Annotated in this window: 23 protein-coding genes and 1 pseudogene; 9 read left to right on the top strand and 15 right to left on the bottom strand. The window is 61.1% G+C overall.

Going from position 1 to position 23,861, the window contains the following annotated elements; translation table 11 throughout:
• On the top strand, window positions 1-840 hold the full coding sequence (locus tag QMX91_RS04765; protein WP_027612886.1) for an HlyC/CorC family transporter: 840 nt from the start codon (window positions 1-3) through the stop codon (window positions 838-840).
• Window positions 841-857: 17 nt separating this feature from the next.
• Complete coding sequence (gene lnt / locus QMX91_RS04760) at window positions 858-2,381, top strand: apolipoprotein N-acyltransferase (RefSeq protein WP_134787404.1); 1,524 nt, start codon at window positions 858-860, stop codon at window positions 2,379-2,381.
• 172 nt (window positions 2,382-2,553) lie between these two features.
• Here lnt and QMX91_RS04755 read toward each other — a convergent pair whose 3' ends face one another.
• Together QMX91_RS04755 and QMX91_RS04750 are read right to left on the bottom strand one after the other, a co-directional pair.
• A complete protein-coding gene (locus tag QMX91_RS04755) occupies window positions 2,554-3,315 on the bottom strand; it encodes a YdcF family protein (RefSeq protein WP_282412333.1) in 762 nt (253 codons plus the stop codon).
• 105 nt (window positions 3,316-3,420) lie between these two features.
• Window positions 3,421-3,744: a hypothetical protein gene (locus QMX91_RS04750; protein ID WP_096796296.1), complete on the bottom strand. Its 324-nt coding sequence runs from the start codon at window positions 3,742-3,744 to the stop codon at window positions 3,421-3,423.
• A gap of 255 nt (window positions 3,745-3,999) precedes the next feature.
• Between QMX91_RS04750 and leuS the strand changes: the two genes are divergently transcribed.
• From leuS to QMX91_RS04725, 5 genes are all read left to right on the top strand, one after another.
• Window positions 4,000-6,606, top strand: a complete 2,607-nt coding sequence (gene leuS / locus QMX91_RS04745; RefSeq protein WP_097089330.1) for a leucine--tRNA ligase — start codon at window positions 4,000-4,002, stop codon at window positions 6,604-6,606.
• An 88-nt stretch (window positions 6,607-6,694) separates the two neighbouring features.
• Complete coding sequence (gene lptE / locus QMX91_RS04740; RefSeq protein ID WP_007960576.1) at window positions 6,695-7,300, top strand: LPS assembly lipoprotein LptE; 606 nt, start codon at window positions 6,695-6,697, stop codon at window positions 7,298-7,300.
• A 39-nt stretch (window positions 7,301-7,339) separates the two neighbouring features.
• The gene (holA, locus tag QMX91_RS04735) at window positions 7,340-8,377 is read left to right on the top strand and encodes a DNA polymerase III subunit delta (protein ID WP_098965773.1); all 1,038 of its coding nucleotides are present in this window, start codon (window positions 7,340-7,342) and stop codon (window positions 8,375-8,377) included.
• A gap of 199 nt (window positions 8,378-8,576) precedes the next feature.
• Window positions 8,577-8,741: an alternative ribosome rescue factor ArfA gene (arfA, locus tag QMX91_RS04730; protein WP_027612891.1), complete on the top strand. Its 165-nt coding sequence runs from the start codon at window positions 8,577-8,579 to the stop codon at window positions 8,739-8,741.
• 61 nt (window positions 8,742-8,802) lie between these two features.
• Window positions 8,803-10,125, top strand: coding sequence for a lytic murein transglycosylase (locus QMX91_RS04725; RefSeq protein WP_098965774.1), 1,323 nt, complete (start codon window positions 8,803-8,805; stop codon window positions 10,123-10,125).
• Between the two features lie 126 nt (window positions 10,126-10,251).
• On the opposite strand, the gene QMX91_RS04720 is transcribed toward QMX91_RS04725, so the two are convergent.
• The 13 genes from QMX91_RS04720 to QMX91_RS04660 all read right to left on the bottom strand — a co-directional run bounded on the left by QMX91_RS04720 (window position 10,252) and on the right by QMX91_RS04660 (window position 22,795).
• The gene (locus QMX91_RS04720) at window positions 10,252-11,202 is read right to left on the bottom strand and encodes an LD-carboxypeptidase (RefSeq protein ID WP_282412332.1); all 951 of its coding nucleotides are present in this window, start codon (window positions 11,200-11,202) and stop codon (window positions 10,252-10,254) included.
• A gap of 129 nt (window positions 11,203-11,331) precedes the next feature.
• Window positions 11,332-12,330: a lipoyl synthase gene (gene lipA, locus QMX91_RS04715; RefSeq protein WP_160768663.1), complete on the bottom strand. Its 999-nt coding sequence runs from the start codon at window positions 12,328-12,330 to the stop codon at window positions 11,332-11,334.
• Window positions 12,331-12,355: 25 nt separating this feature from the next.
• Entirely contained in the window at window positions 12,356-13,003 is a 648-nt protein-coding gene (gene lipB, locus QMX91_RS04710; protein WP_098965778.1) for a lipoyl(octanoyl) transferase LipB, read from the bottom strand.
• On the bottom strand, window positions 13,003-13,278 hold the full coding sequence (locus QMX91_RS04705) for a DUF493 domain-containing protein (RefSeq protein WP_027612895.1): 276 nt from the start codon (window positions 13,276-13,278) through the stop codon (window positions 13,003-13,005). The genes lipB and QMX91_RS04705 overlap by 1 nt, the downstream gene beginning before the upstream one ends.
• Before the next feature lie 86 nt (window positions 13,279-13,364).
• Window positions 13,365-14,522, bottom strand: coding sequence for a D-alanyl-D-alanine carboxypeptidase family protein (locus tag QMX91_RS04700; protein ID WP_003228546.1), 1,158 nt, complete (start codon window positions 14,520-14,522; stop codon window positions 13,365-13,367).
• A gap of 187 nt (window positions 14,523-14,709) precedes the next feature.
• Window positions 14,710-15,720: a septal ring lytic transglycosylase RlpA family protein gene (locus QMX91_RS04695; protein WP_103486251.1), complete on the bottom strand. Its 1,011-nt coding sequence runs from the start codon at window positions 15,718-15,720 to the stop codon at window positions 14,710-14,712.
• On the bottom strand, window positions 15,720-16,730 hold the full coding sequence (gene mltB / locus QMX91_RS04690; RefSeq protein ID WP_282412331.1) for a lytic murein transglycosylase B: 1,011 nt from the start codon (window positions 16,728-16,730) through the stop codon (window positions 15,720-15,722). The genes QMX91_RS04695 and mltB overlap by 1 nt, the downstream gene beginning before the upstream one ends.
• Before the next feature lie 17 nt (window positions 16,731-16,747).
• The gene (rodA, locus tag QMX91_RS04685) at window positions 16,748-17,851 is read right to left on the bottom strand and encodes a rod shape-determining protein RodA (RefSeq protein WP_166497270.1); all 1,104 of its coding nucleotides are present in this window, start codon (window positions 17,849-17,851) and stop codon (window positions 16,748-16,750) included.
• 31 nt (window positions 17,852-17,882) lie between these two features.
• Window positions 17,883-19,778: a penicillin-binding protein 2 gene (mrdA, locus tag QMX91_RS04680; protein ID WP_096796302.1), complete on the bottom strand. Its 1,896-nt coding sequence runs from the start codon at window positions 19,776-19,778 to the stop codon at window positions 17,883-17,885.
• A 10-nt stretch (window positions 19,779-19,788) separates the two neighbouring features.
• Window positions 19,789-20,256, bottom strand: coding sequence for a 23S rRNA (pseudouridine(1915)-N(3))-methyltransferase RlmH (gene rlmH, locus QMX91_RS04675; protein WP_003185785.1), 468 nt, complete (start codon window positions 20,254-20,256; stop codon window positions 19,789-19,791).
• Window positions 20,257-20,265: 9 nt separating this feature from the next.
• A complete protein-coding gene (gene rsfS, locus QMX91_RS04670; protein ID WP_007960601.1) occupies window positions 20,266-20,760 on the bottom strand; it encodes a ribosome silencing factor in 495 nt (164 codons plus the stop codon).
• 72 nt (window positions 20,761-20,832) lie between these two features.
• Window positions 20,833-21,555 carry a nicotinate-nucleotide adenylyltransferase gene (gene nadD, locus QMX91_RS04665; protein ID WP_225138948.1) on the bottom strand — a complete coding sequence of 241 codons (723 nt, stop codon included), beginning with the start codon at window positions 21,553-21,555 and terminating at the stop codon, window positions 20,833-20,835.
• The gene (locus QMX91_RS04660; RefSeq protein WP_282412330.1) at window positions 21,524-22,795 is read right to left on the bottom strand and encodes a glutamate-5-semialdehyde dehydrogenase; all 1,272 of its coding nucleotides are present in this window, start codon (window positions 22,793-22,795) and stop codon (window positions 21,524-21,526) included. The genes nadD and QMX91_RS04660 overlap by 32 nt, the downstream gene beginning before the upstream one ends.
• 177 nt (window positions 22,796-22,972) lie before the next feature.
• Here QMX91_RS04660 and QMX91_RS04655 point away from each other — a divergent pair.
• Both QMX91_RS04655 and QMX91_RS04650 read left to right on the top strand, forming a co-directional pair.
• Window positions 22,973-23,302 (top strand): annotated as a pseudogene (locus QMX91_RS04655) (DNA-3-methyladenine glycosylase); the annotation flags it as partial.
• Window positions 23,303-23,509: 207 nt separating this feature from the next.
• Entirely contained in the window at window positions 23,510-23,854 is a 345-nt protein-coding gene (locus QMX91_RS04650) for a hypothetical protein (RefSeq protein WP_282412329.1), read from the top strand.
• The last annotated feature ends 7 nt before the right edge of the window (window positions 23,855-23,861 follow it).

Genomic DNA, 23,861 nt, shown 5'->3' with positions numbered 1-23,861 from the left:
ATGAGCGAAGATCGATCGAGCAACGGGCAGAAGTCATGGCTGGGTAAACTGACCCAGGCTTTTGCCCACGAGCCGAAGAACCGTCAGGAGCTGCTTGAGCTGCTGCGTGATGCACATCAGAACAAACTGCTGGACAGCGAAGCGCTGGCCATCGTCGAAGGCGCCATTCAAGTGGCTGACCTGCAAGTACGCGACATCATGGTGCCGCGCTCGCAGATGATCAGCATCAAGGCGAACCAGACACCCCGTGAATTCCTCCCGGCCGTGGTCGACTCGGCCCACTCGCGCTATCCGGTCATCGGCGAAAGCCACGACGACGTGATGGGCGTGCTGCTGGCCAAGGATCTGCTGCCGCTGATCCTCAAGGAGAACGGCGACAGCTTCAACATCAAGGACCTGCTGCGCCCGGCCACCTTCGTGCCGGAGTCCAAGCGTCTGAACGTGTTGCTGCGTGAATTCCGCGCCAACCACAACCACATGGCCATCGTCATCGACGAGTACGGCGGCGTGGCCGGTCTGGTGACGATTGAAGACGTGCTGGAACAGATCGTCGGCGACATCGAAGACGAGCACGACGTCGAAGAAGACAGCTACATCAAGCCGCTGCCCAGCGGTGACTTCCTGATCAAGGCCCTGACACCGATCGAGAACTTCAACGAGTTCTTCGACAGCGAATTCTCCGACGACGAGTTCGACACCGTCGGCGGTCTGGTGATGAGCGCGTTCGGGCACTTGCCAAAACGCAACGAAATCACTGAAATCGGCGCCTATCGTTTCCGCATCCTGAACGCCGACAGCCGTCGGATTCATTTGCTGCGACTGACCCCTATCGCCCGGTAAGAAATCTAAGGACTGAAATGCGCTGGACAACCCGCCCCGGCTGGCCCGGTAACCTGCTGGCCGTGGCGGCCGGTGCAATCACCACCTTCGCCCTCGCCCCGTTCAACATCTGGCCGCTGGCTTTGCTCGCGGTTGGGCTGTTCTACGCCGGCCTGCGCGAGCTGAAACCGCGTCAGGCGCTGGGCCGTGGCTGGTGTTTCGGTTTCGGCCTGTTCGGCGCCGGCACCAGTTGGATCTACTACAGCATCCACCACTTCGGTGGTGCCTCGGTGCTGCTGGCCGGGTTCCTGATGCTGCTGTTCACCGCAGCGATCGCTCTGTTCTTCGCCCTGCCCGCCTGGGTCTGGGCGCGCTGGTTGCGCCGCAACGAGGCACCGTTGGCCGATGCGCTGGCGTTTGCCGCGCTGTGGGTCGGTCAGGAAGCGTTTCGTGGCTGGTTTCTCACCGGTTTTCCATGGCTCTACTCCGGTTACAGTCAGCTCGACGGCCCATTGGCCGGGCTCGCGCCGGTGGGCGGCATGTGGTTGGTGTCGTTCGTTCTGGCGCTGACTGCGGCGCTGATCTACAACGCACCGCGCCTGCTGCAAACCGGTCGTAAAGGCTTTATCGCGGCCGGTTTGCTGTTGCTGGTCGGGCCATGGGTGGCGGGTATTGCGCTCAAGGGCCACGCCTGGACCAGTCCGTCCGGCCCGGCACTGAGCGTCGCCGCGATTCAGGGCAACGTCGAACAAAGCATGAAATGGGATCCGGCGCAGCTCAACGCGCAACTGGCGCTGTATCGCGACCTGAGTTTTCGCTCGAAGCCGGTGGACCTGCTGATCTGGCCGGAAACCGCGGTACCGGTGCTCAAGGAGTCCGCCGAGGGCTACTTGAACATGATGGGCAACTTCGCCGCCGAGCGTAAATCGGCGCTGATCACCGGCGTGCCGATCCGCGAGACGGTCCGCCACGAAAAACGCTTCTTCAACGGCATCACCGTGGTCGGCGAGGGCGATGGCACCTACCTCAAGCAGAAACTGGTGCCGTTCGGTGAGTACGTGCCGTTGCAGGATCTGCTGCGCGGGTTGATCGCGTTCTTTGACTTGCCGATGTCCGACTTCGCTCGCGGGCCGGCGGATCAGCCGTTGCTGCAGGCCAAGGGTTATCAAATCGCGCCATTCATCTGCTACGAAGTGGTGTACCCGGAATTCGCCGCTGGGCTGTCGGCACGCAGCGATCTGCTGCTGACGATCAGCAACGACACTTGGTTCGGCACCTCGATCGGCCCGCTGCAACACCTGCAAATGGCGCAAATGCGCGCACTTGAGGCAGGCCGCTGGATGATCCGCGCTACAAACAACGGCGTGACCGGACTGATCAACCCGTTCGGGCAGATCACCGAGCAGATCCCGCAGTTCGAGCAGGGCATTCTGTATGGCGAAGTGGTGCCGATGCACAACCTGACGCCGTACCTGCAATGGCGTTCGTGGCCGCTGATCATCGTCTGTGTGCTGCTGTTTGGCTGGGCGCTGATGGCGAGCCGGATGTCGAAAACCCTTTAAAAGCGATCCATAAACACTGTGGTGAGGGGATTTATCCCCGATCGATGACGCAGTCATCGCAAATCCATTGCACTCGATTTACCTGAAAGTCCGAGATGCAGGTTTTGGGGCGGCTTCGCCACCCATCGGGGATAAATCCCCTCGCCACGGAAGCCCTCTCAAAACAGTGCTCTTAGCGGTAAAACAACGAATACCCCACCTGCCCCACCGCCTCATTCAGCAACTGCCCGCTCTGCCAGATCGACTTGAACTCCGGCAGCCAGCCACCAAACGGGCGCGCATTATCGGTTCCGAGAAACCCGACGGGCGCCGGCACCACTTCGAATCCTGCCTGCTGGAAACACCACACGGCGCGCGGCATGTGCCAGGCCTGCGTGACCACCACGACGCGCTTGATGCCTTGTGGCAACAAGATGTCGGCGCTGAATTTGGCGTTTTCCCAGGTGGTACGGCTCTCGCCTTCCTGCCAGCGCGTGGTCACGCCGAAATCATCGCGCAACGAATCGGCCATCAGCTTCGCCTCGGTCGGGGGCGTGCCGTAATGCAGGCCACCGCTGGTCAGAATCGGCAGCCCGGAGGCCTTGGCCAATCGCGCGGCATAGCGCTGACGCTCCAGCCCCACGCCGGTTGGTTGGTCCTCGCCCCAGGCCAGATCGCCGCGCTCGCGCCCGGAACCCAGCACCACGATAGCATCGGCGCGCTGCGCCAATATCGACCACGACTCACGGGGCAGCGGCGGCTCACGCTCCAGCGCTTTGGCGCCCCATTGCACCACCACCGGCAGGCTCATCAGCCAGAAACCACCCAGGCTAAGGGCAAAACACAGGCCGGCCAGCCGTGGCCGGGAGCGACGCAGCCACCAGGCGAGCAGCAACAGCAGCAAAAGAATGCCGGGCGGCAAGAGCAGTTGTTTGATGAAGTAACGAAAAGGCATCGGGGCATCTCCAGAGATGCCCGAAGCCTAAGAGTGTTAATGAAACGTTACAACCGATAGGTAGGATCCTGTTGGAAAAGATCCGTTACTTGACCTGCCATGCGATTACTTGGCCTGCACAGAACGAACCTTTACGGTGTCTCTGCCGGGCGCCTTGTCCTTGAGCCAGATGACCTTGGCTGAATGTGCTGCATCGAGCTGTTTCACTGCCTGCGACAGGTATCCATGCGATTCACGCTCACTGCGATCCAGATAGGCCTTGACCAGTTTGAACTCGGCGGGGCTCAAGCCACGCAATTCCAGTTCCACGGGGCGCTCATCGCGCAGCCGGCCAGCGGTCTTTGCAGCGTCGAGCGCCATGCCCAGACGATCCATCAACCGTTCATACAACTCGGGTTTCGTCACGTTTTTTTGCCGTTGCTCCACCATCCCTCACCTCATTGAAGATAAGACTCACTCCCCAATAAGAGCTTAGCTTCGCTGCACAAACCGGCTGAACGCCGCGACCAACGGCCCTCGCCACGGTTTTCCGGGGCCAGACAGCTGTAATCAGGGTTTCCCTAGGCCAAGCGCGGTCATGTATGCTACGGCGCTTCCTGTCATTCCACTTCCAGCCTGTCCGGAGCATCCCCGGAGGGCGCGTTGAAGAGGATTAGGCCACCCCTATCCAGTACAAAAGTAGCCATGCACGAACAATATCAGCCCCGTGAAATCGAAGCCGCCGCCCAGTCGTTCTGGGACGAGCAAAAGTCCTTTGAAGTCAGTGAACAGCCAGGCAAGGAAACCTACTACTGCCTGTCGATGTTCCCTTACCCCAGCGGCAAGCTACACATGGGGCACGTGCGCAACTACACCATCGGCGACGTGATCTCCCGCTACCAGCGCATGCAAGGCAAGAACGTTCTGCAACCGATGGGTTGGGACGCCTTCGGCATGCCGGCGGAAAACGCCGCGATGAAGAACAACGTGGCACCCGCCAAGTGGACCTACGAAAACATCGCCTACATGAAGTCCCAGCTGCGCAGCCTGGGCCTGGCGGTGGACTGGTCCCGTGAAGTGACCACCTGCAAGCCGGATTACTACCGCTGGGAACAATGGCTGTTCACTCGCCTGTTCGAAAAAGGCGTGATCTACCGCAAGAACGGCACCGTGAACTGGGACCCGGTCGACCAGACCGTGCTGGCCAACGAACAGGTGATCGATGGTCGCGGCTGGCGCTCCGGCGCGCTGATCGAAAAGCGCGAAATCCCGATGTACTACTTCAAGATCACCGCTTACGCGGATGAGCTGCTGGAGAGCCTCGACGAACTGACTGGCTGGCCGGAACAGGTCAAGACCATGCAGCGCAACTGGATCGGCAAATCCCGCGGCATGGAAGTGCAGTTCCCGTACAACGTCGACTCGATCGGCGAAGCAGGCACCCTCAAGGTCTTCACCACCCGTCCGGACACCCTGATGGGCGCGACCTACGTTGCCGTGGCTGCCGAGCACCCGCTGGCGACCCAGGCCGCGCAGAACAACCCTGAGCTGCAAGCGTTCATCGCTGAATGCAAGGGCGGCAGCGTGGCTGAAGCCGACGTCGCCACTCAAGAGAAAAAAGGCCTGCCGACCGGCCTGTTCGTCGAGCACCCGCTGACCGGTGAAAAACTCCCGGTATGGGTCGCCAACTACGTGCTGATGCACTACGGCGACGGCGCCGTGATGGCGGTCCCGGCGCACGACGAGCGCGATTTCGAATTCGCCCACAAATACAACCTGCCAGTCAAATCGGTGGTGCGCACCAGCTCCGGTGACACTAACCCGGCTCCGTGGCAAGACGCCTACGGCGAGCACGGCACGCTGATCAATTCCGGCGAGTTCGACGGCCTGGACTTCACCGGCGCGTTCGACGCCATGGAAGTCGCCCTGATCAAGAAAAACCTCGGCGCCTCGCGTACCCAGTTCCGCCTGCGCGACTGGGGCATCAGCCGTCAGCGCTACTGGGGCTGCCCGATTCCGATCATCCACTGCGCCACCTGCGGTGACGTGCCGGTGCCGGAAGACCAGTTGCCGGTGGTTCTGCCGGAAGACGTGGTGCCGGACGGCGCCGGTTCGCCGCTGGCGCGCATGCCGGAATTCTACGAGTGCAACTGCCCGAAATGCGGCCAGCCTGCCAAGCGTGAAACCGACACCATGGACACCTTCGTCGAGTCCTCGTGGTACTACGCCCGTTACGCCTCGCCGCACTTCGAAGGTGGCCTGGTGGAAAAATCCGCGGCCGACCACTGGTTGCCGGTGGATCAGTACATCGGTGGCATCGAACACGCCATTCTTCACCTGCTGTACGCGCGCTTCTTCCACAAGCTGATGCGTGACGAAGGTCTGGTCAGCTCCAACGAGCCGTTCAAGAACCTGCTGACCCAGGGCATGGTGATCGCCGAAACTTACTACCGTCGCGAAGCCAACGGAGCCTACACCTGGTTCAACCCGGCGGACGTGGAACTGGAGCGTGACAGCAAGGCCAAGGTCATCAGCGCCAAACTGAAATCCGACGGCTTGCCGGTGGAAATCGGTGGCACCGAGAAAATGGCCAAGTCGAAGAACAACGGTGTCGACCCACAGTCGATGATCGATCAGTTTGGCGCCGACACCTGCCGCCTGTTCATGATGTTCGCTTCGCCGCCGGACATGAGCGCCGAATGGTCGGACTCCGGCGTTGAAGGCTCGCACCGCTTCCTCAAGCGCGTCTGGCGTCTGGCGCAGGCCCATGTGACCCAGGGCCTGCCGGGCAAACTGGACATCGCAGGCCTGAACGACGAGCAGAAAGCCGTGCGCCGCGCCATCCACCTGGCCATCAAACAGGCCAGCCATGACGTCGGCCAGAACCACAAATTCAACACCGCCATCGCTCAGGTGATGACGCTGATGAACGTGCTGGAAAAAGCTGCGCAAGGCACCGAACAGGACCGCGCGCTGATTCACGAAGGTCTGGAAGCTGTCACGTTGTTGCTGGCTCCGATCACGCCGCACATCAGCCATGAGCTGTGGAATCAACTGGGCCACGCTGACCCGGTGATCGATGCCGGCTGGCCTGCGGTCGATGAAAGCGCACTGGTGCAGGACAGCCTGCAACTGGTCATTCAAGTGAACGGCAAGCTGCGTGGCCAGATCGAAATGCCGGCCAGCGCCACCCGCGAAGAAGTTGAAGCGGCGGCCCGCGCCAACGAAAACGTGCTGCGTTTCGTCGACGGTCTGACCATTCGCAAAGTGATCGTTGTACCAGGGAAACTGGTCAACATCGTCGCCAGCTAAATTGGATTGGGCGTCAGGTTCGCCTGACGCACTGTAAAACCTTTCGGGCCGCAGGGTCGGCCCACATGGTTTCAAGGGGAGCAACACAATGATCAAACGCAATCTGCTGGTGATGGGCCTCGCCGTTCTGCTGAGCGCCTGCGGTTTCCAGCTGCGTGGCACCGGCACCAACGAACTGTCGATCAAGGAGCTCGATCTGAGCGCCCGTAACGCGTATGGCGAGACCGTCACCCAGCTGCGTCAGGTGCTCGAGTCCAGCGGCGTCAAGGTCTACAGCGGTGCACCGTACAAGCTGTATCTGGCTGACGAACAGGAAAACCAGCGTATCCTCAGCTACGCCGGTGCCGGTCGTACGGGTGAGTACCAAGTGACCACCGTGCTGAACTACGACATCGTAGGCGAACACAATCTGAACCTGCTGAGCGACAAGCTTGAAGTGCAGAAAGTGTTCATCCACGACGGCAACAACCTCGTCGGCTCCGATCAGGAAGCCAACGACGCCCGTCGCGAAACCCGTCGCGAACTGGTTCAGCGCATGATGCTGCGCCTGCAACAGCTGACGCCGGGCCAACTGCAGCAATTGCAGCAAGCGGCCAACGACCGTGCCCGGGCTGAAGCCGACGCGCTGAAGGCGGCGCAGAAAGCTGAAGCGGAAACCCCGCGTCAGTCGCCGCTCGAACTGCCGCAGCAGTAAGACGTACGGGGCGCTCAGGCGCCCCGTTCGCCCTCTCTTATGAAGCTCGCTCCCGCTCAACTCGGCAAACACCTGCAAGGCGCGCTCGCGCCCGTCTATATCATCAGCGGCGATGACCCGCTGTTGTGCCAGGAAGCCGCCGACGCCATTCGCAGTGCTGCCCGCCAGCAAGGTTTCGACGAACGCCAGGTGTTCGCCGCCGACGCCAATTTCGATTGGGGGACCTTGTTGCAGGCCGGCGCCAGCATGTCGCTGTTCGCCGAAAAACGCCTGCTGGAACTGCGCCTGCCTTCGGGCAAGCCCGGTGACAAGGGCGCTGCCGCGCTGATCGAATACTGCTCGCGCCCCGCTGAAGACACGGTGCTGCTGATCAGCTTGCCCAAGCTCGACGGCAGTGCGCAGAAGACCAAGTGGGGCAAGGCCCTGGTCGAAGGCCAGCAGACCCAGTTCATCCAGATCTGGCCGGTGGATGCCAACCAGTTGCCGAGCTGGATTCGCCAGCGTCTGTCGCAAGCCGGTTTGTCGGCCAGCCAGGACGCGGTCGAACTGATCGCCGCACGCGTCGAGGGCAACCTGCTCGCCGCTGCGCAGGAAATCGAAAAGCTCAAGTTGATGGCCGAAGGTGGGCAGATCACCGTCGAAACCGTGCAGGCCGCGGTGGCCGACAGTGCGCGCTTCGACGTGTTTGGCCTGACCGACGCCGTACTCAACGGCGAACCGGCCCACGCCTTGCGCATGCTTGAAGGCCTGCGCGGTGAAGGCGTCGAGCCACCGGTGATTCTCTGGGCACTGGCGCGGGAGTTGCGCCTGCTGGCCAATATCTCGCTGCAGTACAGCCAGGGCACGCCGCTGGACAAGTGCTTCAGCCAGGCGAAACCGCCAGTCTGGGACAAGCGCAAACCCCTGATGAGCAAAGCCCTGCAACGCTACTCGGCGCAACGCTGGGCGCAGTTGTTGCTCGAAGCCCAGCGCATCGATGCGCAGATCAAGGGTCAGGCCACCGGTTCCCCTTGGATGAGCCTGAGCCGGTTGGCGCTGTTGATGTCGGGCCAGCGTCTTTCACTGCCCGCCGAGTAAGACGTTCAACCGCATAACGCCCTTTCGCGGGCAAGCCCGCTCCCACAGTCGATCGCATTCACATGATAGAACTCGGTCGACTGTGGGAGCGGGCTTGCTCGCGAAGGCGTCAGAATATTCCTACGCAATAGAGGCTGGACAGACGCGCGGCTTCGGCAGATTATTCGCCCCGCAGCACCCACCTACCGAGAGAACCCTCATGAGCAAAAAGCCATCGAAACATGGCCCGAACAAGGCCAAATCCATCATCGCCCAACCCCTGTTCCGCAGTCGCCAGGAACGACCAACCAAGGGTAAAGGCAGCTACCGCCGCGAAGCCTTCCAGTCTAATAGCTGGGAGGCTTCTTACTTTCTGGCTGCCTGAAGCACAGCACCCCCTGGTCATGTTAAGGTCTGCACCTGATTCGTATCCCCTGGAACTGTGCATGCCCTTCAGTCTTTCCCGTCGTTGGCCCGTTCGCCAACTGATCGCTGCCTCCAGCTTCATTCTGCTTGTCGCCTGCGCGGAAAAACCTACCGCTGCCGATGCGCAACCCCTTCAAGCCGCCCCTGTCGCAACAGCCCCGGCAATCATCCCGCCGGTAGTGCCGTCCGCTGACCCTCTCGATTTACAGCCAACCCAGACCTTTGCCGAATGGCAGGCGGGTTTCCGCAAGGATGCCTTGGCAGCCGGGATCCGCGCCGATCTGTTCGACCGCGCGTTTGCCAATGTCAGCTTCGATGCCAGTGTGATCAAAGCCGACCGCAGCCAGCCGGAGTTCTCTCGTCCGGTATGGGAATACCTCGACGGCGCCCTGTCGCCGCTGCGGGTGCGCAAGGGGCAGGCGCTGATCAGTCAGTACGCCGACATCCTGCAAAGCATCGAACAGCGTTATGGCGTGGATCGCCAGGCACTGGTGTCGGTATGGGGCATGGAAAGCAACTTCGGTCAGTTCCAGGGCAGCAAATCGGTGATCAACTCGCTGGCGACCCTGGCCTACGAAGGCCGTCGCCCCGCATTTGCTCATGCACAACTGATCGCGGCGCTGCAGATCCTGCAACAGGGCGACATCACGCCAGAAAAGATGCTCGGCTCGTGGGCGGGTGCGATGGGCCAGACCCAGTTCATTCCGACGACCTACAACACCCACGCCGTGGATTTCGACGGTGACGGTCGCCGCGACATCTGGGGCAGCCCGGCCGATGCGCTGGCCTCCACCGCACACTACCTGCAAAGCTCAGGCTGGCAGCGTGGTCAGCCATGGGGCTTCGAAGTGCAACTGCCGAGCGGCTTCAACTACACCCTGGCCGATGGCGCGATGCGCAAGACCGTTGCCGAATGGCGGCAACTGGGCGTGATCCTGCCCAATGGCGGTCAGGCCCCGGCCGGCTCGGAACAACTGTCTGCCGCCCTGCTGCTGCCGGCCGGTTACCGTGGCCCGGCGTTCCTGATCCTCGATAACTTCCGGGCGATCCTCAAGTACAACAACTCGTCGTCCTACGCACTGGCGGTCAGCCTGTTGTCCGAGCGCTTCAACGGCGCAGGCCTGATCAATGGCACCTGGCCGAAAGACGATCTGCCACTGAGCCGCACCGAGCGTATCGAATTGCAGAACCTGCTGAGCGCGCGTAACTACGATGCGGGCACGGCGGACGGGATTATTGGCGCCAATACCCGCAAGGCGATCCGCAGTGCCCAGCAGTCGTTTGGCTGGCCGGCGGATGGTTATCCGACGCATAAGTTGCTTGAGAGCCTGCGCTCCCAATAGAAAGATCGTCGTATGGCTGATGCCGCCTTCGCGAGCAAGCCCGCTCCCACATTGGTTCCGTGTACGACACAAATCAAATGTGGGAGGGGGCTTGCTCCCGAAGACTGACTCACTGGCAACCAAACCCTAGCGTTTGATCACTACATCCTGTTCCAACATCAATTCCTTCTTCCCGGCATCCAAGCGAACCAGCGCCCCCATCGGCAGCGTCAGGTTCGGATCACAATGCCCGCTGCGCCACCCCGACAGCACCGGAATCCGTAACGGCTCGAACGTCTGCTTGAGCAAGCGGTTCAAAGCCTCGACATCGACCCCGGCGACATCCCCCACCAGCACACCGCGCAATCTGGCCAGCTTGCCAGCCAGACGCATCTGCGTGAGCAAACGGTCGATCCGATACAGCGGCTCGTTGACGTCCTCGATCAGCAGAATCACGCCCTCGACATCAATCTCATACGGTGTGCCCAGCGTTGCGGCGATCATCGCCAGATTGCCGCCGAGCAAACGCCCGTGCGCAATGCCCGGTTCGACGGTGGTCAAGGGATAAGCCACCGGATGGCTCAACACACTCCCCGCCTTCAACTGACCGCGCAGCATGGCGAAGAATGAGGTGACAGTCGGCGGCTCCTTGTCGCCCAGCAAATCGGCGTTGAGCAGCGGGCCGTGGAAGGTCACGAACCCGGCGTAGCGACTGATTGCCAGATGCAGCGCGGTGATATCGCTGTAGCCGACAAACGGCTTGGCGTGGCGGCTGAGCAGATCGTAATCGATCCGATCCAGCAGGCGCGGCGTACCGTAGCCGCCGCGCAGGCAGATGATCGCGTCGACTTCAGGGTCGGCGAACGCGGCATGCAGGTCGTTGAGGCGCACGTCATCGCTGCCGGCCAGATAGCCAGCCTTCTCGTAGACACCGGGGAACACTTTCAACGCATAGCCGCGGGCGCGCATCCACTGCACAGCCTTTTCCGTGTCCAGCGCACCGGGGCCGGCGGGCGCGATCACGCCGATCTGCCCTTCGGACGGCAGCGCCGGTACGGGTTTATGCGGAAAAAGGCTGTGGGTCGGTCGAACGGTCATCCATGGGTCTCCCTGTGTGAAGTCTTGCAGACACAGTAGTCAGGTCCAGAGACAAACAAAAGAGTGCGCGGCAGGCCCAAACAAAAATACCCGCCGAAGCGGGTATTTTTCGAGGCTATCTGCGCCGGATCAGGAACCGAGCAGTTCAGCCTTGACCAGTTTCGCCTGCTCGTCGGCGTGATACGAGGAACGTACCAGCGGGCCGGAAGCAACGTTCTTGAAGCCCATCTTGTAACCTTCCTCGGCGAACCAGGCGAAGGTGTCCGGGTGCACGAAACGCTGCACCGGCAAGTGGCTGCGCGACGGTTGCAGGTACTGGCCGAGGGTCAGCATGTCGATGTCGTGTTCGCGCATGCGCTTCATGACTTCGATGACTTCTTCGTCGGTCTCGCCCAGACCCAGCATCAGGCCGGATTTGGTCGGGATGTGCGGCATCATCTGCTTGAAGCGTTGCAGCAGGGTCAGCGACCACTGGTAGTCCGAACCCGGACGCGCAGCCTTGTACAGGCGCGGCACGGTTTCCAGGTTGTGGTTGAACACATCCGGCGGCTCGGCAGCGGTGATTTCCAGGGCGATGTCCATGCGGCCACGGTAGTCCGGGACCAGAGTTTCCAGCTGCACGTTCGGCGACAGCTTGCGGATCTCGCGGATGCAGTCAGCAAAGTGCTGGGCACCACCGTCACGCAGGTCGTCGCGGTCAACCGAGGTGATCACCACGTACTTGAGCTTGAGGTCGGCAATGGCGATCGCCAGGCTCTCCGGCTCGTTGACGTCCAGTGGTTTCGGACGACCGTGGCCAACGTCGCAGAACGGGCAACGACGGGTGCAGATGTCGCCCATGATCATGAAGGTCGCGGTGCCGCCGGAGAAGCACTCGCCCAGGTTCGGGCAGGAGGCTTCTTCGCAGACGCTGTGCAGCTTGTGCTTGCGCAGCAGACTCTTGATCCGGTCGACTTCCGGCGAAACCGGGATGCGCACGCGAATCCAGTCGGGTTTCTTCGGCAGTTCGGTGGTCGGAATGATCTTTACCGGGATGCGTGCAACCTTCTCGGCGCCGCGCAGCTTGACGCCGGCTTCAACCTTGGGACGCGGGGCCGGGCGCTCGGTCACGTCGAGCGTCGGGATCATGGTTTGCACTGCATCAGTAGTCATATCAGTCGATTCCGCCCGTCAGGGTCGTCTGCTCAGCATAGTCGAGGTGTTTGACGAGCTGCGCGCGCAGCCGGGCACTTACCTCGGCAAATTCAATCGATCCTGCGTGGTCGCTCAGCTGGGTCATTGCCAGCCCGGCATAGCCGCAGGGATTAATCCGTCGAAACGGCTCCAGGTTCATATCCACGTTCAGGGCCAGGCCATGAAAGGAGCAACCGTGGCGAATCCGCAAACCCAGAGAAGCGATTTTCGCTCCGTCGACGTAGACGCCGGGAGCATCTGGCTTGGCTACAGCGGTCACGCCGTAGCTGTCCAGCAATTCGATCAGGCAGTGTTCCATGCGCGTGACCAGATCACGTACGCCAAAGCCCAGCTTGCGCACATCCAGCAACAGGTAAGCCACCAATTGGCCCGGGCCATGATAAGTCACCTGCCCGCCGCGATCGACCTGTACCACCGGGATATCGCCCGGCAGCAACAGGTGTTCGGCCTTGCCGGCCTGGCCTTGGGTGAACACCGGAGGGTGCTCGACCAACCAGATTTCGTCGGCGGCATCGCTGCCGCGTTCGTTGGTGAAGCGTTGCATGGCATGCCAGACCGGCTCGTAAGCCATCTGGCCAAGTTCGCGAAAGCCCAGCGTGCCTGGCATCACAACACCATGTGCACGAAACCGGAAGCCCGCAGTTCGCTGTTGATGTTGTACAGCTGATCCTGGTCTGTCGCGACGATGTGCAGCTGAATGGTGGTGTACTTGCCGTTGCTGCTTTGACGCTCGTCGATGCGCTCATCATTGATGGTCGCGTGTTTCTTGACGATGTCGATGATCTTGTCTTTGTTGCCGACGCCCGTATCGCTGATCACCTTAATCGGATAATCAGTCTGCGGAAATTCGATCTTTGGCGCCTTTACTTCGGTATCGGTCATGGCGTAACGGCCTCGTAAGCGTAAGCCGTGGTAACGCACATGGCCCCGAACCGGATAGGAACGGGGCCATGCAGGTCAACACTCAATCAGTTGAACAAGCCGTAGAAGAATAGACGGATGCTATCCCACATGCGGCGGAAGATACCACCCTCCTCGACAGCGTCCAGAGCGATCAGGTCAGCGCTGTGCACTACCTTGTCGTCCAGTTTCACTTCGACTTTACCGATCACGTCGCCCTTGGCGATTGGCGCGGTCAGTTGCGGGTTCATGGTCATGCTGGCAGCGAGCTTTTTCAGCTGGCCTTTTGGCAGGGTCATGGTCAGGTCTTCAGCCAGGCCGGCCTTGACTTGACTGGTGGTGCCTTTCCACACCGGGGCCTGAGCCAGTTCGGTGCCCTTCTGGTAGAAGGTCTGGGTTTCGAAGAAACGGAAACCGTAGGTCAGCAGCTTCTGGGTTTCAGCGGCACGCGCCACTTCGCTGTTGGTGCCGAACACCACGGCGATCAGACGCTGGCCATCACGGACAGCCGAGGACACCATGCAGTAGCCGGCTTCGTCGGTGTGACCGGTTTTCAGACCGTCAACGGTTTTGTCGCGCCACAGCAGCAGGTTACGGTTAGGCTGCTTGATGCCGTTCCAGAAGAACTCTTTCTGCGAGTAGATCGCGTAGTGAGCCGGGTCTTCATGGATGATCGCACGGGCCAGGATCGCCATATCGTGAGCCGACGAGTAGTGCTCAGGGTTCGGCAGACCGGTCGGGTTCATGAAGTGCGAGTTGGTCATGCCCAGATCGGCGACCGTCTTGTTCATCAGGTCGGCGAACGCGTCTTCGCTGCCGGCGATGTGCTCGGACAGCGCCACGCTGGCGTCGTTGCCGGACTGGATGATGATGCCGTGCAGCAGGTCGCTGACGGTCACTTGCGAGCCGACTTTGATGAACATCCGCGAGCCGCCGGTACGCCAGGCGTTTTCGCTGACGGTCACCGGATCGTTTTCACCGATCTGGCCACGACGGATTTCCAGCGTAGCGATGTACGCGGTCATCAGTTTGGTCAGGCTGGCTGGCGGCAGACGCTGGTCACCGTTGTTCTCCACCAGCACGTTGCCGCTGCTGGCGTCCATGAGCACGTAGGCTTTTGCAGCCAGTTGAGGTGGCGACGGCATCATCTCGGCCGCGAAAGCGGCTGGCGAGAGGAGCAGCGGGACTAGCAGACACAGGCGTTTGGCAAAGGTGGTGATGTTCATCCGTCTCTCGAAATCGCTAATGGAAACTTGCCCGAAGGCAAAACTATTCAGACAGCCTTCTAACGGGCCATCGCGTGTTCAGTTGCTCACTCCAGTCACCCTTGCCGGGCTTTTGTTCTTCGACGAGCCAACAACCTGGTTCACCCCCCAAAACCGCAAGTGAACCGTCAATCAAGTGCTACGTTTCTTACTCGGTGACCACGCTCGGCGAGCCGAGATTGGCCAGGCGCACGCTGTTCTGCACCTGCGCGATCTCACCCGGCGACCCGATCGGCCCCAGGCGTACCCGGTGCAGGGTCTGCTGATTGCGCACGATCGAGCTGATGAACACCGGAGCGCTCACCATCCCGCTGAGCTTCGACCTCAGGAGTTCTGCAGCGTCCGGGTTGGCGAACGCGCCCACCTGCAGATACTGGCCAGACGCTGGTGCAGAAGCGTTTTTTTTTGCGCTGATCTGTACAGGGACAGTATCAGAGGCATGTTGCTGCGGCGGCGGGGTCCACTGCTCGATGGTACCGGCCGACGCCGTGATCACCGGGGCGCTATTCTGCGCGACTTGCGGCTCGTTGAGCATCAGCGGCGCCGGACGGCCCTTGGCGGCCCACCATTGCTGCGGATCGATGCCCTCGACCTTGACCCGCGCGGTGCCGATTTCGGCATAACCGAGCTTCTTCGCGGCCGCGTAGGACAAGTCGATGATCCGGTCCGAATAGAACGGCCCGCGATCGTTGACCCGCAGGATCACGCTCTTGTTGTTGTCCAGGTTGGTCACCCGAACGTAACTTGGCAGTGGCAGAGTCTTGTGAGCGGCACTCATGCCGTACAGGTCATACACCTCGCCGTTGGCGGTGTTCTGCCCGTGGAACTTGGTGCCGTACCAGGACGCCGTGCCCGAGGCGACGTAGGTCTTGGATTCCTGCAACGGGAAATAGGTCTTGCCCAGCACGGTGTACGGGTTGGCCTTGTACGGGCCGGTGTGCAGGGTCGGCGTGGCATCCGGGATCCGCGAAACGTCGACATCCCACCAAGGCGCGCCGTCTTTGTGGGCGCGGTTGATGTCCAGCCCCGGCTGCGCACGCACGGCGGTGGACGAGGTCTTCTGGGTCGGCGCGCGGCTGGTCGAACAACTGACGACCAGTACCGCCAACGCAGCGAAAGCCACCAGCTTCAGGGGTTTATTGATAGGCAATGCCCGCATTACTTGACGCCCCGTGCTTTTACCAGCTCTTCAGACAGTTGATATACGGCCATGGCGTACATCACGCTGCGGTTATAACGCGTGATCGCGTAAAAATTCTTCAGGCCCATCCAGTATTCAGGGCCGTTATCGCCTTCGAGGCGAAATGCAGTAACCGGCATATCATCGCGCAGCGCATCATGACTTGACCAGCCCAGCGCCCGCAACTCTCCAACCGTCTTCGTCGGCTCGATGCCGGTGGTCAGGCCTTCATCGACCTGCTCGCCGCGCACATCGGCGCGGCTGACCACCGGTTCCCCGGCGGCCCAGCCATGCCGTTTGAAGTAACTGGCAACGCTGCCGATCGCATCGTCCGGATTGGTCCAGATATTGATGTGACCGTCACCGTCGAAATCCACCGCATAGGCGCGAAAGCTGCTCGGCATGAATTGCGGCAGGCCCATCGCCCCGGCGTACGAGCCTTTTAGGGTCAATGGATCAACTTGTTCTTCACGGGCCAGCAGCAGGAACTCACGCAATTCCTTGCGGAAAAATTCGGCACGGGGAGGATAGTCGAAACCGAGCGTGGACAACGCATCAATCACCCGGTAATTGCCGGTATTACGTCCGAAAAAGGTCTCGACGCCGATGATCGACACGATGACTTGTGCCGGCACGCCGTATTCCTGCTCGGCACGGGCCAGTACGGCCTCGTGCTGGCGCCAGAAGTCCACGCCACGGGCGATGCGCGCGTCGGTGATGAACATCGGGCGATATTCTTTCCACTGTTTGACCCGCTCGGCGGGCTTGGAAATCGCGTCGAGAATCGCCTGTTTGCGCTGGGCCTCGCGAAACACCGCCATCAGTTGCTCACCGGCAAAACCGTAGTCGCGAGTCATTTCACCGACGAATTCGGCCACTTGCGGCGAGCCTTCGTAATCGCCGGCCAGCGCTTCCTGCGCGCTGCCAAGGATGCCGACCAGGCCGACCCACGGCGCGTAACGAGTCGCCCAGCTGCGCATGACTTGCATTGAACTCTTCACCTTATTCAAACCTGTGCGATCCACTTGCGATGCGTATGAATCGACATCAAAACCCCAAACGCTGACAGCAGTGTCACCAGCGAAGTTCCTCCGTAGCTAATGAACGGCAACGGCACCCCCACCACCGGCAACAGGCCACTGACCATACCGATGTTGACGAAAACATAAACAAAAAACGTCATGGTCAACGCGCCGGCGAGCAGTTTGCCGAACAGCGTCTGCGCCTGGGCGGTAATCACCAGCCCGCGACCGATCAACAGCAGATAGATCAGCAGCAGCGCGCAGATGCCCACCAGACCGAACTCTTCGCCGAGGACGGCGATGATGAAGTCGGTGTGGCTTTCCGGCAAAAAGTCCAGGTGCGACTGGGTGCCCAGCAGCCAGCCCTTGCCGAACACGCCCCCGGAACCGATCGCGGCTTTCGACTGGATAATGTTCCAGCCGGTGCCGAGCGGATCGCTTTCCGGGTCGAGGAACGTGAGGATCCGCTGCTTCTGGTAGTCGTGCATGATGAAGAACCACATGGCGATCGCCACCGGTACGGCGGCGGCCAGCACGCTGAGGATCCAGCGCCAGCGCAGCCCGCCCATGAACAGCACGAACGCGCCGCCGGCCAGAATCAGCAGTGACGTACCAAGGTCAGGCTGGCGCACGATCAGAATGAACGGCACGCCGATCAGCATCAGGCTGATGCCGACATGCTTGAGTTGCGGCGGTAGCGTGCGTTTGGACAGATACCAGGCAATCGTCGCCGGCATCAGAATCTTCATGAACTCCGAGGGCTGGAAGCGGATCACCCCGGGGATGTTGATCCAGCGCGTCGCGCCCATGGCGTTGTGGCCCATGATGTCCACCACCAACAGCAGCACCACGCCGATCACGTAACCGAGCGGTACCCAACGCGCCATGAACCGTGGTTCGAACTGGGCGATGACAATCATCGACACCAGGCCGATGCCGAACGAAGTGGCTTGTTTGCCCAGCAGATCCCAGCTTTTGCCACTGGCCGAATACAGCACGAACAGACTGCCCGCAGCGAGGATCAGCAGCAGGATCAACAGCGGGCCATCGATATGCAGGCGTTGCAGCAGCGTCGCCCGGCGACGCATCACATCCTCGCTAGAGAGCATGCGATCAAAATTATTCATCACGGGCCGTAGCCTCCGCACTGATAGGACCGGCGTATTCGGCCTTCAATCGACCCTCCTGATCCAGAAGCCAGGCATCCATGACCTGACGCACCACTGGCGCGGCGACACCGGAGCCGGACTCACCGTTCTCGACCATCACCGAAACCACTATTTTCGGGTTGTCGGCCGGGGCGAAACCAACGAACAAGGCGTGGTCGCGGTGGCGTTCCTGAACCTTGGAGCGGTCGTATTTTTCACCTTGTTTGATCGCGACGACCTGAGCGGTACCGGACTTGCCGGCGATGCGGTATTGCGCACCGATTGCTGCCTTGCGCGCAGTACCCCGGGCGCCGTGCATCACCTGCTGCATGCCGTGGTTGACCTTGGTCCAGTCCGACGGATCGCGCAGGACGATGTCCGGCATCGGGTTCTCGTCTACCGGTTTGGCGCCCTCAATGGTCTTGGCCAGGTGCGGCCGGTTCCAGATGCCTTTGTTGGCGACCAGCGCCGTGGCCTGTGCCAGTTGCAACGGTGTGGACTGCATATAACCCTGGCCAATCCCCAGAATCAGGGTTTCACCCGGGAACCACGCCTGCTTGCGCGTCGCACGCTTCCACTCGCGGGACGGCATCAGGCCGGGGGATTCTTCGAACATGTCCAGCGAGACCTTCTGGCCGATGCCGAACTTGTTCATGTAGGCCGACAACCGATCGATGCCCAGCTTGTGCGCCAGGTCATAGAAGTAGGTGTCGTTGGAACGCATGATCGCCGTGTCGAGATCGACGAAGCCGTCACCGGTGCGGTTCCAGTTGCGGTACTTGTGATCGTAGTTGGGCAGCATGTAGTAACCGGGGTCGAACACCCGGCTCGACGCTGTCACTACGCCAGAATCGAGACCGGCAATCGCCACCGCCGGCTTGATCGTCGAACCCGGCGGGTACAGGCCGCGCAGCACGCGGTTGAACAGCGGCCGGTCGATGGAATCGCGCAGTTCGGCATAGGCCTTGAAGCTGATGCCGGTGACGAACAGGTTCGGGTCGAAACTCGGCTGGCTGACCATCGCCAGCACTTCGCCAGTCTTCGGATCGAGCGCCACCACCGCGCCACGTCGCCCGCCCAGCGCAGCTTCGGCCGCTTCCTGCAGTTTGATGTCCAGGCTCAGGACGATGTCCTTGCCGGGAATCGGATCGGTACGCTTGAGCACGCGCAATACGCGGCCCCGGGCGTTGGTTTCGACTTCCTCGTAACCCACTTGCCCGTGCAGTTCCGGCTCGTAGAAACGCTCGATGCCGGTCTTGCCGATGTGATGGGTGCCGCTGTAGTTGACCGGGTCGAGGGTCTTCAGCTCTTTCTCGTTGATGCGCCCCATGTAACCCACCGAGTGCGCAAAATGCGCGCCCTGCGGGTAGTGGCGCACCAGTTGCGCAACCACTTCCACCCCGGGCAGGCGGAACTGGTTCACCGCGATCCGGGCGATCTGCTCTTCGGTCAGCTCGAACAGGATCGGCACCGGCTCGAACGGCCGACGCCCCTGACGCATGCGTTTCTCGAAGATCACCCGGTCCTCGGGCGTCAGTTGCAGCACTTCAACGATCACGTCGAGCACTTGCTGCCAGTCGCCGGAACGCTCGCGGGTCATGCTCAGGCTGAAGCTCGGACGGTTGTCCGCCACCACCACGCCGTTGCGGTCGAAGATCAAGCCGCGGGTCGGTGGAATCGGCTGCACGTGGACGCGGTTGTTTTCCGAGAGTGTCGAGTGGTACTCGTACTGGATCACCTGCAAGTAGTACAGCCGCGCAATCAACACGCAGATCAACAGCATGACCGCAATGGCCCCGAACACGACGCGGCTGCGCACCAGGCGGGCGTCCTTTTCGTGGTCCTTGATGCGGATCGGCTGAGACATGAGGGCAGGACTACTTGTGGTAAGGGTGACCGGACAGCACGGTCCAGGCACGGTACAGCTGTTCGCCGATCAGGATCCGCACCAGCGGGTGCGGCAAGGTCAGCGGCGACAACGACCAGCGCTGATCGGCGCGGGCGCAGACTTCCGGCGCCAGCCCTTCGGGGCCACCGACCATGAAATTGACCGTGCGCGAATCCAGCCGCCAACGGTCGAGTTCAACCGCCAGTTGCTCGGTGCTCCAGGGCTTGCCGTGGACTTCCAGCGTGACGATCCGCTCGTTCGGCCCGACCTTGGCCAGCATGGCTTCGCCTTCCTGGCGGATGAAACGGGCCACGTCGGCGTTCTTGCCACGGGTATTGAGCGGAATTTCCACCAGTTCCAGCGCCAGCTCGGACGGAAGACGCTTGGCATATTCATGCCAGCCTTCTTCCACCCACTTGGGCATGCGTGAACCGACGGCGATCAGTCGCAGTCGCACAGCAATCCCTTACAGCTGGTCTTTGTTGAGCTTGGTGAAATGCTCGTGGGTGTTTTCCGGGCTGTGGTGCTTGGCGTCTGCCGCACGGCTTTGCTCGGCACCGGCCCACAGGCGTTCCAGGTCGTAGAACTGACGCGCCGAGGCAGTCATCATGTGCACGATCACCAGGTCCAGGTCGAGCAGAACCCAGTCGCTGTCGCCCTTGCCTTCTTCGCCCAGCGGCTTGGCGCCCTGCTTTTTGACTTCTTCACGGACCTTGTCCAGCATCGCGTTGATCTGGCGATTGGACGTACCGGTGGCGATGATCATGTAGTCGGTGATGCTCTGCTTGTCGCGCACATCGATGATCTGGATGTCTTGTGCCTTGACGTCTTCCAGAGCTGCCACGGCAACCTTGACCAGCTCGTCGCCCTTGAGCGGCTCGTTGGTGTTGGCGACTTCCGGCAGCGGTGCGCTCTTGAACGTGCCTTTGCGCTTAACTTTGCTTACGTCTTTGTCAGTCATATAAAACTCGTTTTGCTCGTATATTCGGCGGCTTGGCGATACGTGGATTCGTATCAGTGAAGCACGCCTTGTTCAGTTCGACGCACGGTAAAGACCGTGCGCATCGATGTAGGCCAGGACCGCGTCGGGCACCAGGAAACGTACCGACTTACCGCTGGCCAGCAGTTGACGGATCTGGGTGGCGGAAACCGCGAGCGGTGTCTGCCAGACGAATGCAATCTGTCCGCTCGGCCCTTTCAGGGCCAGCGGGTCGCTCACCGAACGCGCTGCCAGCAGGTTGCGCAAGGCATCCGGCGGTTCGCTGTCGGCGTCCGGGCGCTGTAGCACCAGGATGTGGCAATGCTGGAGCAACTCTTCCCAGCGATGCCAAGTGGGCAGGCCGCAAAATGCGTCCCAGCCCAAAAGCAGAAAAACCTGGGTCTCGGCGGCCATTTCGGCACGCATCAACTCCAGGGTATCAATGGTGTAAGACGGCTTGTCCCGCTGCAATTCGCGGGCGTCCACCACCAGCGGCGGCACTCCGGCCACCGCGCACTCAACCATTGCCAACCGATCCTGCGCCGACACCTGCGGCGTATCGCGGTGCGGCGGCCGGGCGCTGGGCATCATGCGCAGCTCGTCGAGCAGCAGCGCTTCGGCGACTTCCAGCGCACCACGCAAATGGCCGATGTGCACCGGGTCGAACGTGCCGCCCAGTACGCCGATGCGCCGGGGTCGGAATTCGCCGTCAGGCAGCGGCGCTGTCAAGTCGAGGTCGGTCAAGTCAGACCGTCGCCTGGCCGCGCAACTGGCCATCACCGACCACGATGTACTTCTCGCAGGTCAGTCCTTCGAGGCCCACCGGGCCGCGGGCGTGCAGCTTATCAGTAGAAATGCCGATCTCGGCACCCAATCCGTATTCGAATCCATCGGCGAAGCAGGTCGGGGTGTTGATCATCACCGACGCCGAGTCGACTTCCGCGACGAAACGCCGGGTGTCGGCGAGGTTTTCGCTGACGATCGAGTCGGTGTGATGCGAGCCGTAATGGTTGATATGTTCGATGGCCTGATCCAGTCCGTCGACCACACGGATCGACAGGATCGGCGCCAGATACTCGGTGCTCCAGTCGTCTTCGCTGGCCGCCACCGCGTCGATGATCGCCCGGGTGCGTTCGCAGCCACGCAGCTCGACGCCTTTCTCGCGGAACTGGGCAGCCATCGACGGCAGGAAATCCTTCGCAACACTTTGATCAACCAGCAAGGTCTCCATCGCGCCGCAGATGCCATAACGGTAAGTCTTGGCATTGAAGGCGATGCGCTGGGCTTTGGCCAGATCGGCGTGCTCGCTGACAAATACGTGGCAGATACCGTCCAGGTGCTTGATCACCGGCACCCGTGCATCGCGGCTGATGCGCTCGATCAGGCCACGGCCACCGCGCGGCACGATCACGTCGACATACTCGGGCATGCTGATCATCGCGCCGACGGCGGCACGGTCGGTGGTTTCGACCACTTGCACTACGGCTGCCGGCAATTCGGCCTCGGCCAGACCGCGCTGAATGCACGCGGCAATCGCCTGGTTGGAGTGAATCGCCTCGGAGCCACCGCGCAGGATGGTCGCGTTACCGGACTTCAGGCACAGGCTGGCGGCATCGATGGTCACGTTTGGCCGGGATTCGTAGATGATCCCGATCACGCCCAGCGGCACGCGCATCTTGCCAACCTGAATCCCGGACGGGCGAAAGCTCATGTCGCGGATCGCACCGACCGGGTCCGGCAGTGCTGCCACCTGACGCAGGCCGACGATCATGCCGTCGATGCGCGCCGGGGTCAGTTCCAGGCGCTCCAGCAAGGCTGGTTCCAGACCATTGGCGCGACCGGCGGCCAGATCCTGTTCATTGGCTGCGGCCAGCTCGGCGCGAGCAGCGTCCAGCGCATTGGCAGCAGCCTGCAAGGCGCGGTTTTTCTGCGCGGTGCTGGCACGGCCGATGACCCGGGAAGCTTCGCGGGCGGCGCGACCCAATCGGGTCATGTAGTCAAGAACGGACTCAGTCATGGTCTGCTGGGGTCTTGGCAAAGAGGAAAGCGGCAGATTATAGCTGTCGCGTCCCGGGACTAACAGCGGTGACAGGCGGATGGTCGAAATGGACTGCAATTTGCCGACGTTCAGCCGTAATTAAGCCGCGGATTGTTATCATCACGACCTCCTTCGCCTGGATAAACACTGTTTGCCATGTCCAACCTGACCGATCGCGCCATCGCCGAGCGCCCGCCACTGGGCCTCCCGGACGCTTTTTTCGACCGTGACGCGCAAGTGCTGGCCCGCGATCTGCTCGGCAAAGTCATCCGCCACCGGGTCGGCGATCTGTGGCTCAGCGCCCGGATCATCGAAACCGAAGCCTATTACTGCGCGGAAAAAGGCAGTCATGCGTCTCTCGGCTATACGGAAAAACGTAAGGCTTTGTTTCTGGATGGCGGGCACATCTATATGTATTACGCCCGCGGTGGCGATTCGCTGAACTTCAGCGCTCAGGGGCCAGGCAACGCGGTGCTGATCAAGACGGTAGCGTTTAACCTGTGATTTTCTAGGTGTCGTTTCATCACTGGAATCATACGCAAAACCCCGGCTTTTCTCACTCCGTGGGTGATCCGTGTTCGGTTTGATGCTCGCTGCCCGGCAAATACCGAGAGATACGAAAGAGGGTTGATTGCGTGCGTTAGACAGGCGAGGATGCGGTAAGCACCACGCCATCACGTAAGGATGCAGATTATGAACAAGAGCAACAGCATAAGCGTCGGGTCTATGGAAAATTCCCAAATCCAGCAGGACACTCAGAACTCACACCAGAAGATTGAACAAAACTCGTTTGATACCGATCTGAAAAATTTCCTTGAAGATTTTATTCGGGATCTTTCCAAGGTGGAGGATCAGGCGACGGCGAAAGCATTGCTGGCCGACGCCGAAACTATTAAATCCCAAAGCACTGCCCCGGCACCCAAGAAAGGCATCATTAAAGAGTGCCTTTTGTCCATCAAGAATATTTTGGAAGGTACGGCCGGTAGCGTGTTGGCCTCGTATATCCCGATAATCACCCCCCTACTTACCTGCTTGTGAGTTTTCT

Origin of the sequence: Pseudomonas sp. PS01299 (assembly GCF_029960145.1) — a bacterium.
GTDB lineage: Bacteria > Pseudomonadota > Gammaproteobacteria > Pseudomonadales > Pseudomonadaceae > Aquipseudomonas > Aquipseudomonas putida_A.
This window is presented reverse-complemented; position numbering and strand designations above follow the sequence as displayed.

Coding starts and splice junctions, on each gene's coding strand:
- lipB (WP_098965778.1), bottom strand. CDS start 13,003: ATGCCAGGCACGCTGGGCTTTCGCGAACTTGGCCAGATGGCTTACGAG.
- QMX91_RS04705 (WP_027612895.1), bottom strand. CDS start 13,278: ATGACCGATACCGAAGTAAAGGCGCCAAAGATCGAATTTCCGCAGACT.
- holA (WP_098965773.1), top strand. CDS start 7,340: ATGAAGCTCGCTCCCGCTCAACTCGGCAAACACCTGCAAGGCGCGCTC.
- QMX91_RS04750 (WP_096796296.1), bottom strand. CDS start 3,744: ATGGTGGAGCAACGGCAAAAAAACGTGACGAAACCCGAGTTGTATGAA.
- QMX91_RS04650 (WP_282412329.1), top strand. CDS start 23,510: ATGAACAAGAGCAACAGCATAAGCGTCGGGTCTATGGAAAATTCCCAA.
- QMX91_RS04765 (WP_027612886.1), top strand. CDS start 1: ATGAGCGAAGATCGATCGAGCAACGGGCAGAAGTCATGGCTGGGTAAA.
- QMX91_RS04700 (WP_003228546.1), bottom strand. CDS start 14,522: ATGAACATCACCACCTTTGCCAAACGCCTGTGTCTGCTAGTCCCGCTG.
- rsfS (WP_007960601.1), bottom strand. CDS start 20,760: ATGACTGACAAAGACGTAAGCAAAGTTAAGCGCAAAGGCACGTTCAAG.
- rodA (WP_166497270.1), bottom strand. CDS start 17,851: ATGCGTCGCCGGGCGACGCTGCTGCAACGCCTGCATATCGATGGCCCG.
- lipA (WP_160768663.1), bottom strand. CDS start 12,330: ATGATCCCGACGCTCGACGTGACCGAGCGCCCGGCCCCGCGTCCCAAG.
- leuS (WP_097089330.1), top strand. CDS start 4,000: ATGCACGAACAATATCAGCCCCGTGAAATCGAAGCCGCCGCCCAGTCG.
- lptE (WP_007960576.1), top strand. CDS start 6,695: ATGATCAAACGCAATCTGCTGGTGATGGGCCTCGCCGTTCTGCTGAGC.
- nadD (WP_225138948.1), bottom strand. CDS start 21,555: ATGGCCAGTTGCGCGGCCAGGCGACGGTCTGACTTGACCGACCTCGAC.
- QMX91_RS04660 (WP_282412330.1), bottom strand. CDS start 22,795: ATGACTGAGTCCGTTCTTGACTACATGACCCGATTGGGTCGCGCCGCC.
- arfA (WP_027612891.1), top strand. CDS start 8,577: ATGAGCAAAAAGCCATCGAAACATGGCCCGAACAAGGCCAAATCCATC.
- QMX91_RS04695 (WP_103486251.1), bottom strand. CDS start 15,720: ATGCGGGCATTGCCTATCAATAAACCCCTGAAGCTGGTGGCTTTCGCT.
- lnt (WP_134787404.1), top strand. CDS start 858: ATGCGCTGGACAACCCGCCCCGGCTGGCCCGGTAACCTGCTGGCCGTG.
- QMX91_RS04725 (WP_098965774.1), top strand. CDS start 8,803: ATGCCCTTCAGTCTTTCCCGTCGTTGGCCCGTTCGCCAACTGATCGCT.
- QMX91_RS04720 (WP_282412332.1), bottom strand. CDS start 11,202: ATGACCGTTCGACCGACCCACAGCCTTTTTCCGCATAAACCCGTACCG.
- mrdA (WP_096796302.1), bottom strand. CDS start 19,778: ATGTCTCAGCCGATCCGCATCAAGGACCACGAAAAGGACGCCCGCCTG.
- QMX91_RS04755 (WP_282412333.1), bottom strand. CDS start 3,315: ATGCCTTTTCGTTACTTCATCAAACAACTGCTCTTGCCGCCCGGCATT.
- mltB (WP_282412331.1), bottom strand. CDS start 16,730: ATGCAAGTCATGCGCAGCTGGGCGACTCGTTACGCGCCGTGGGTCGGC.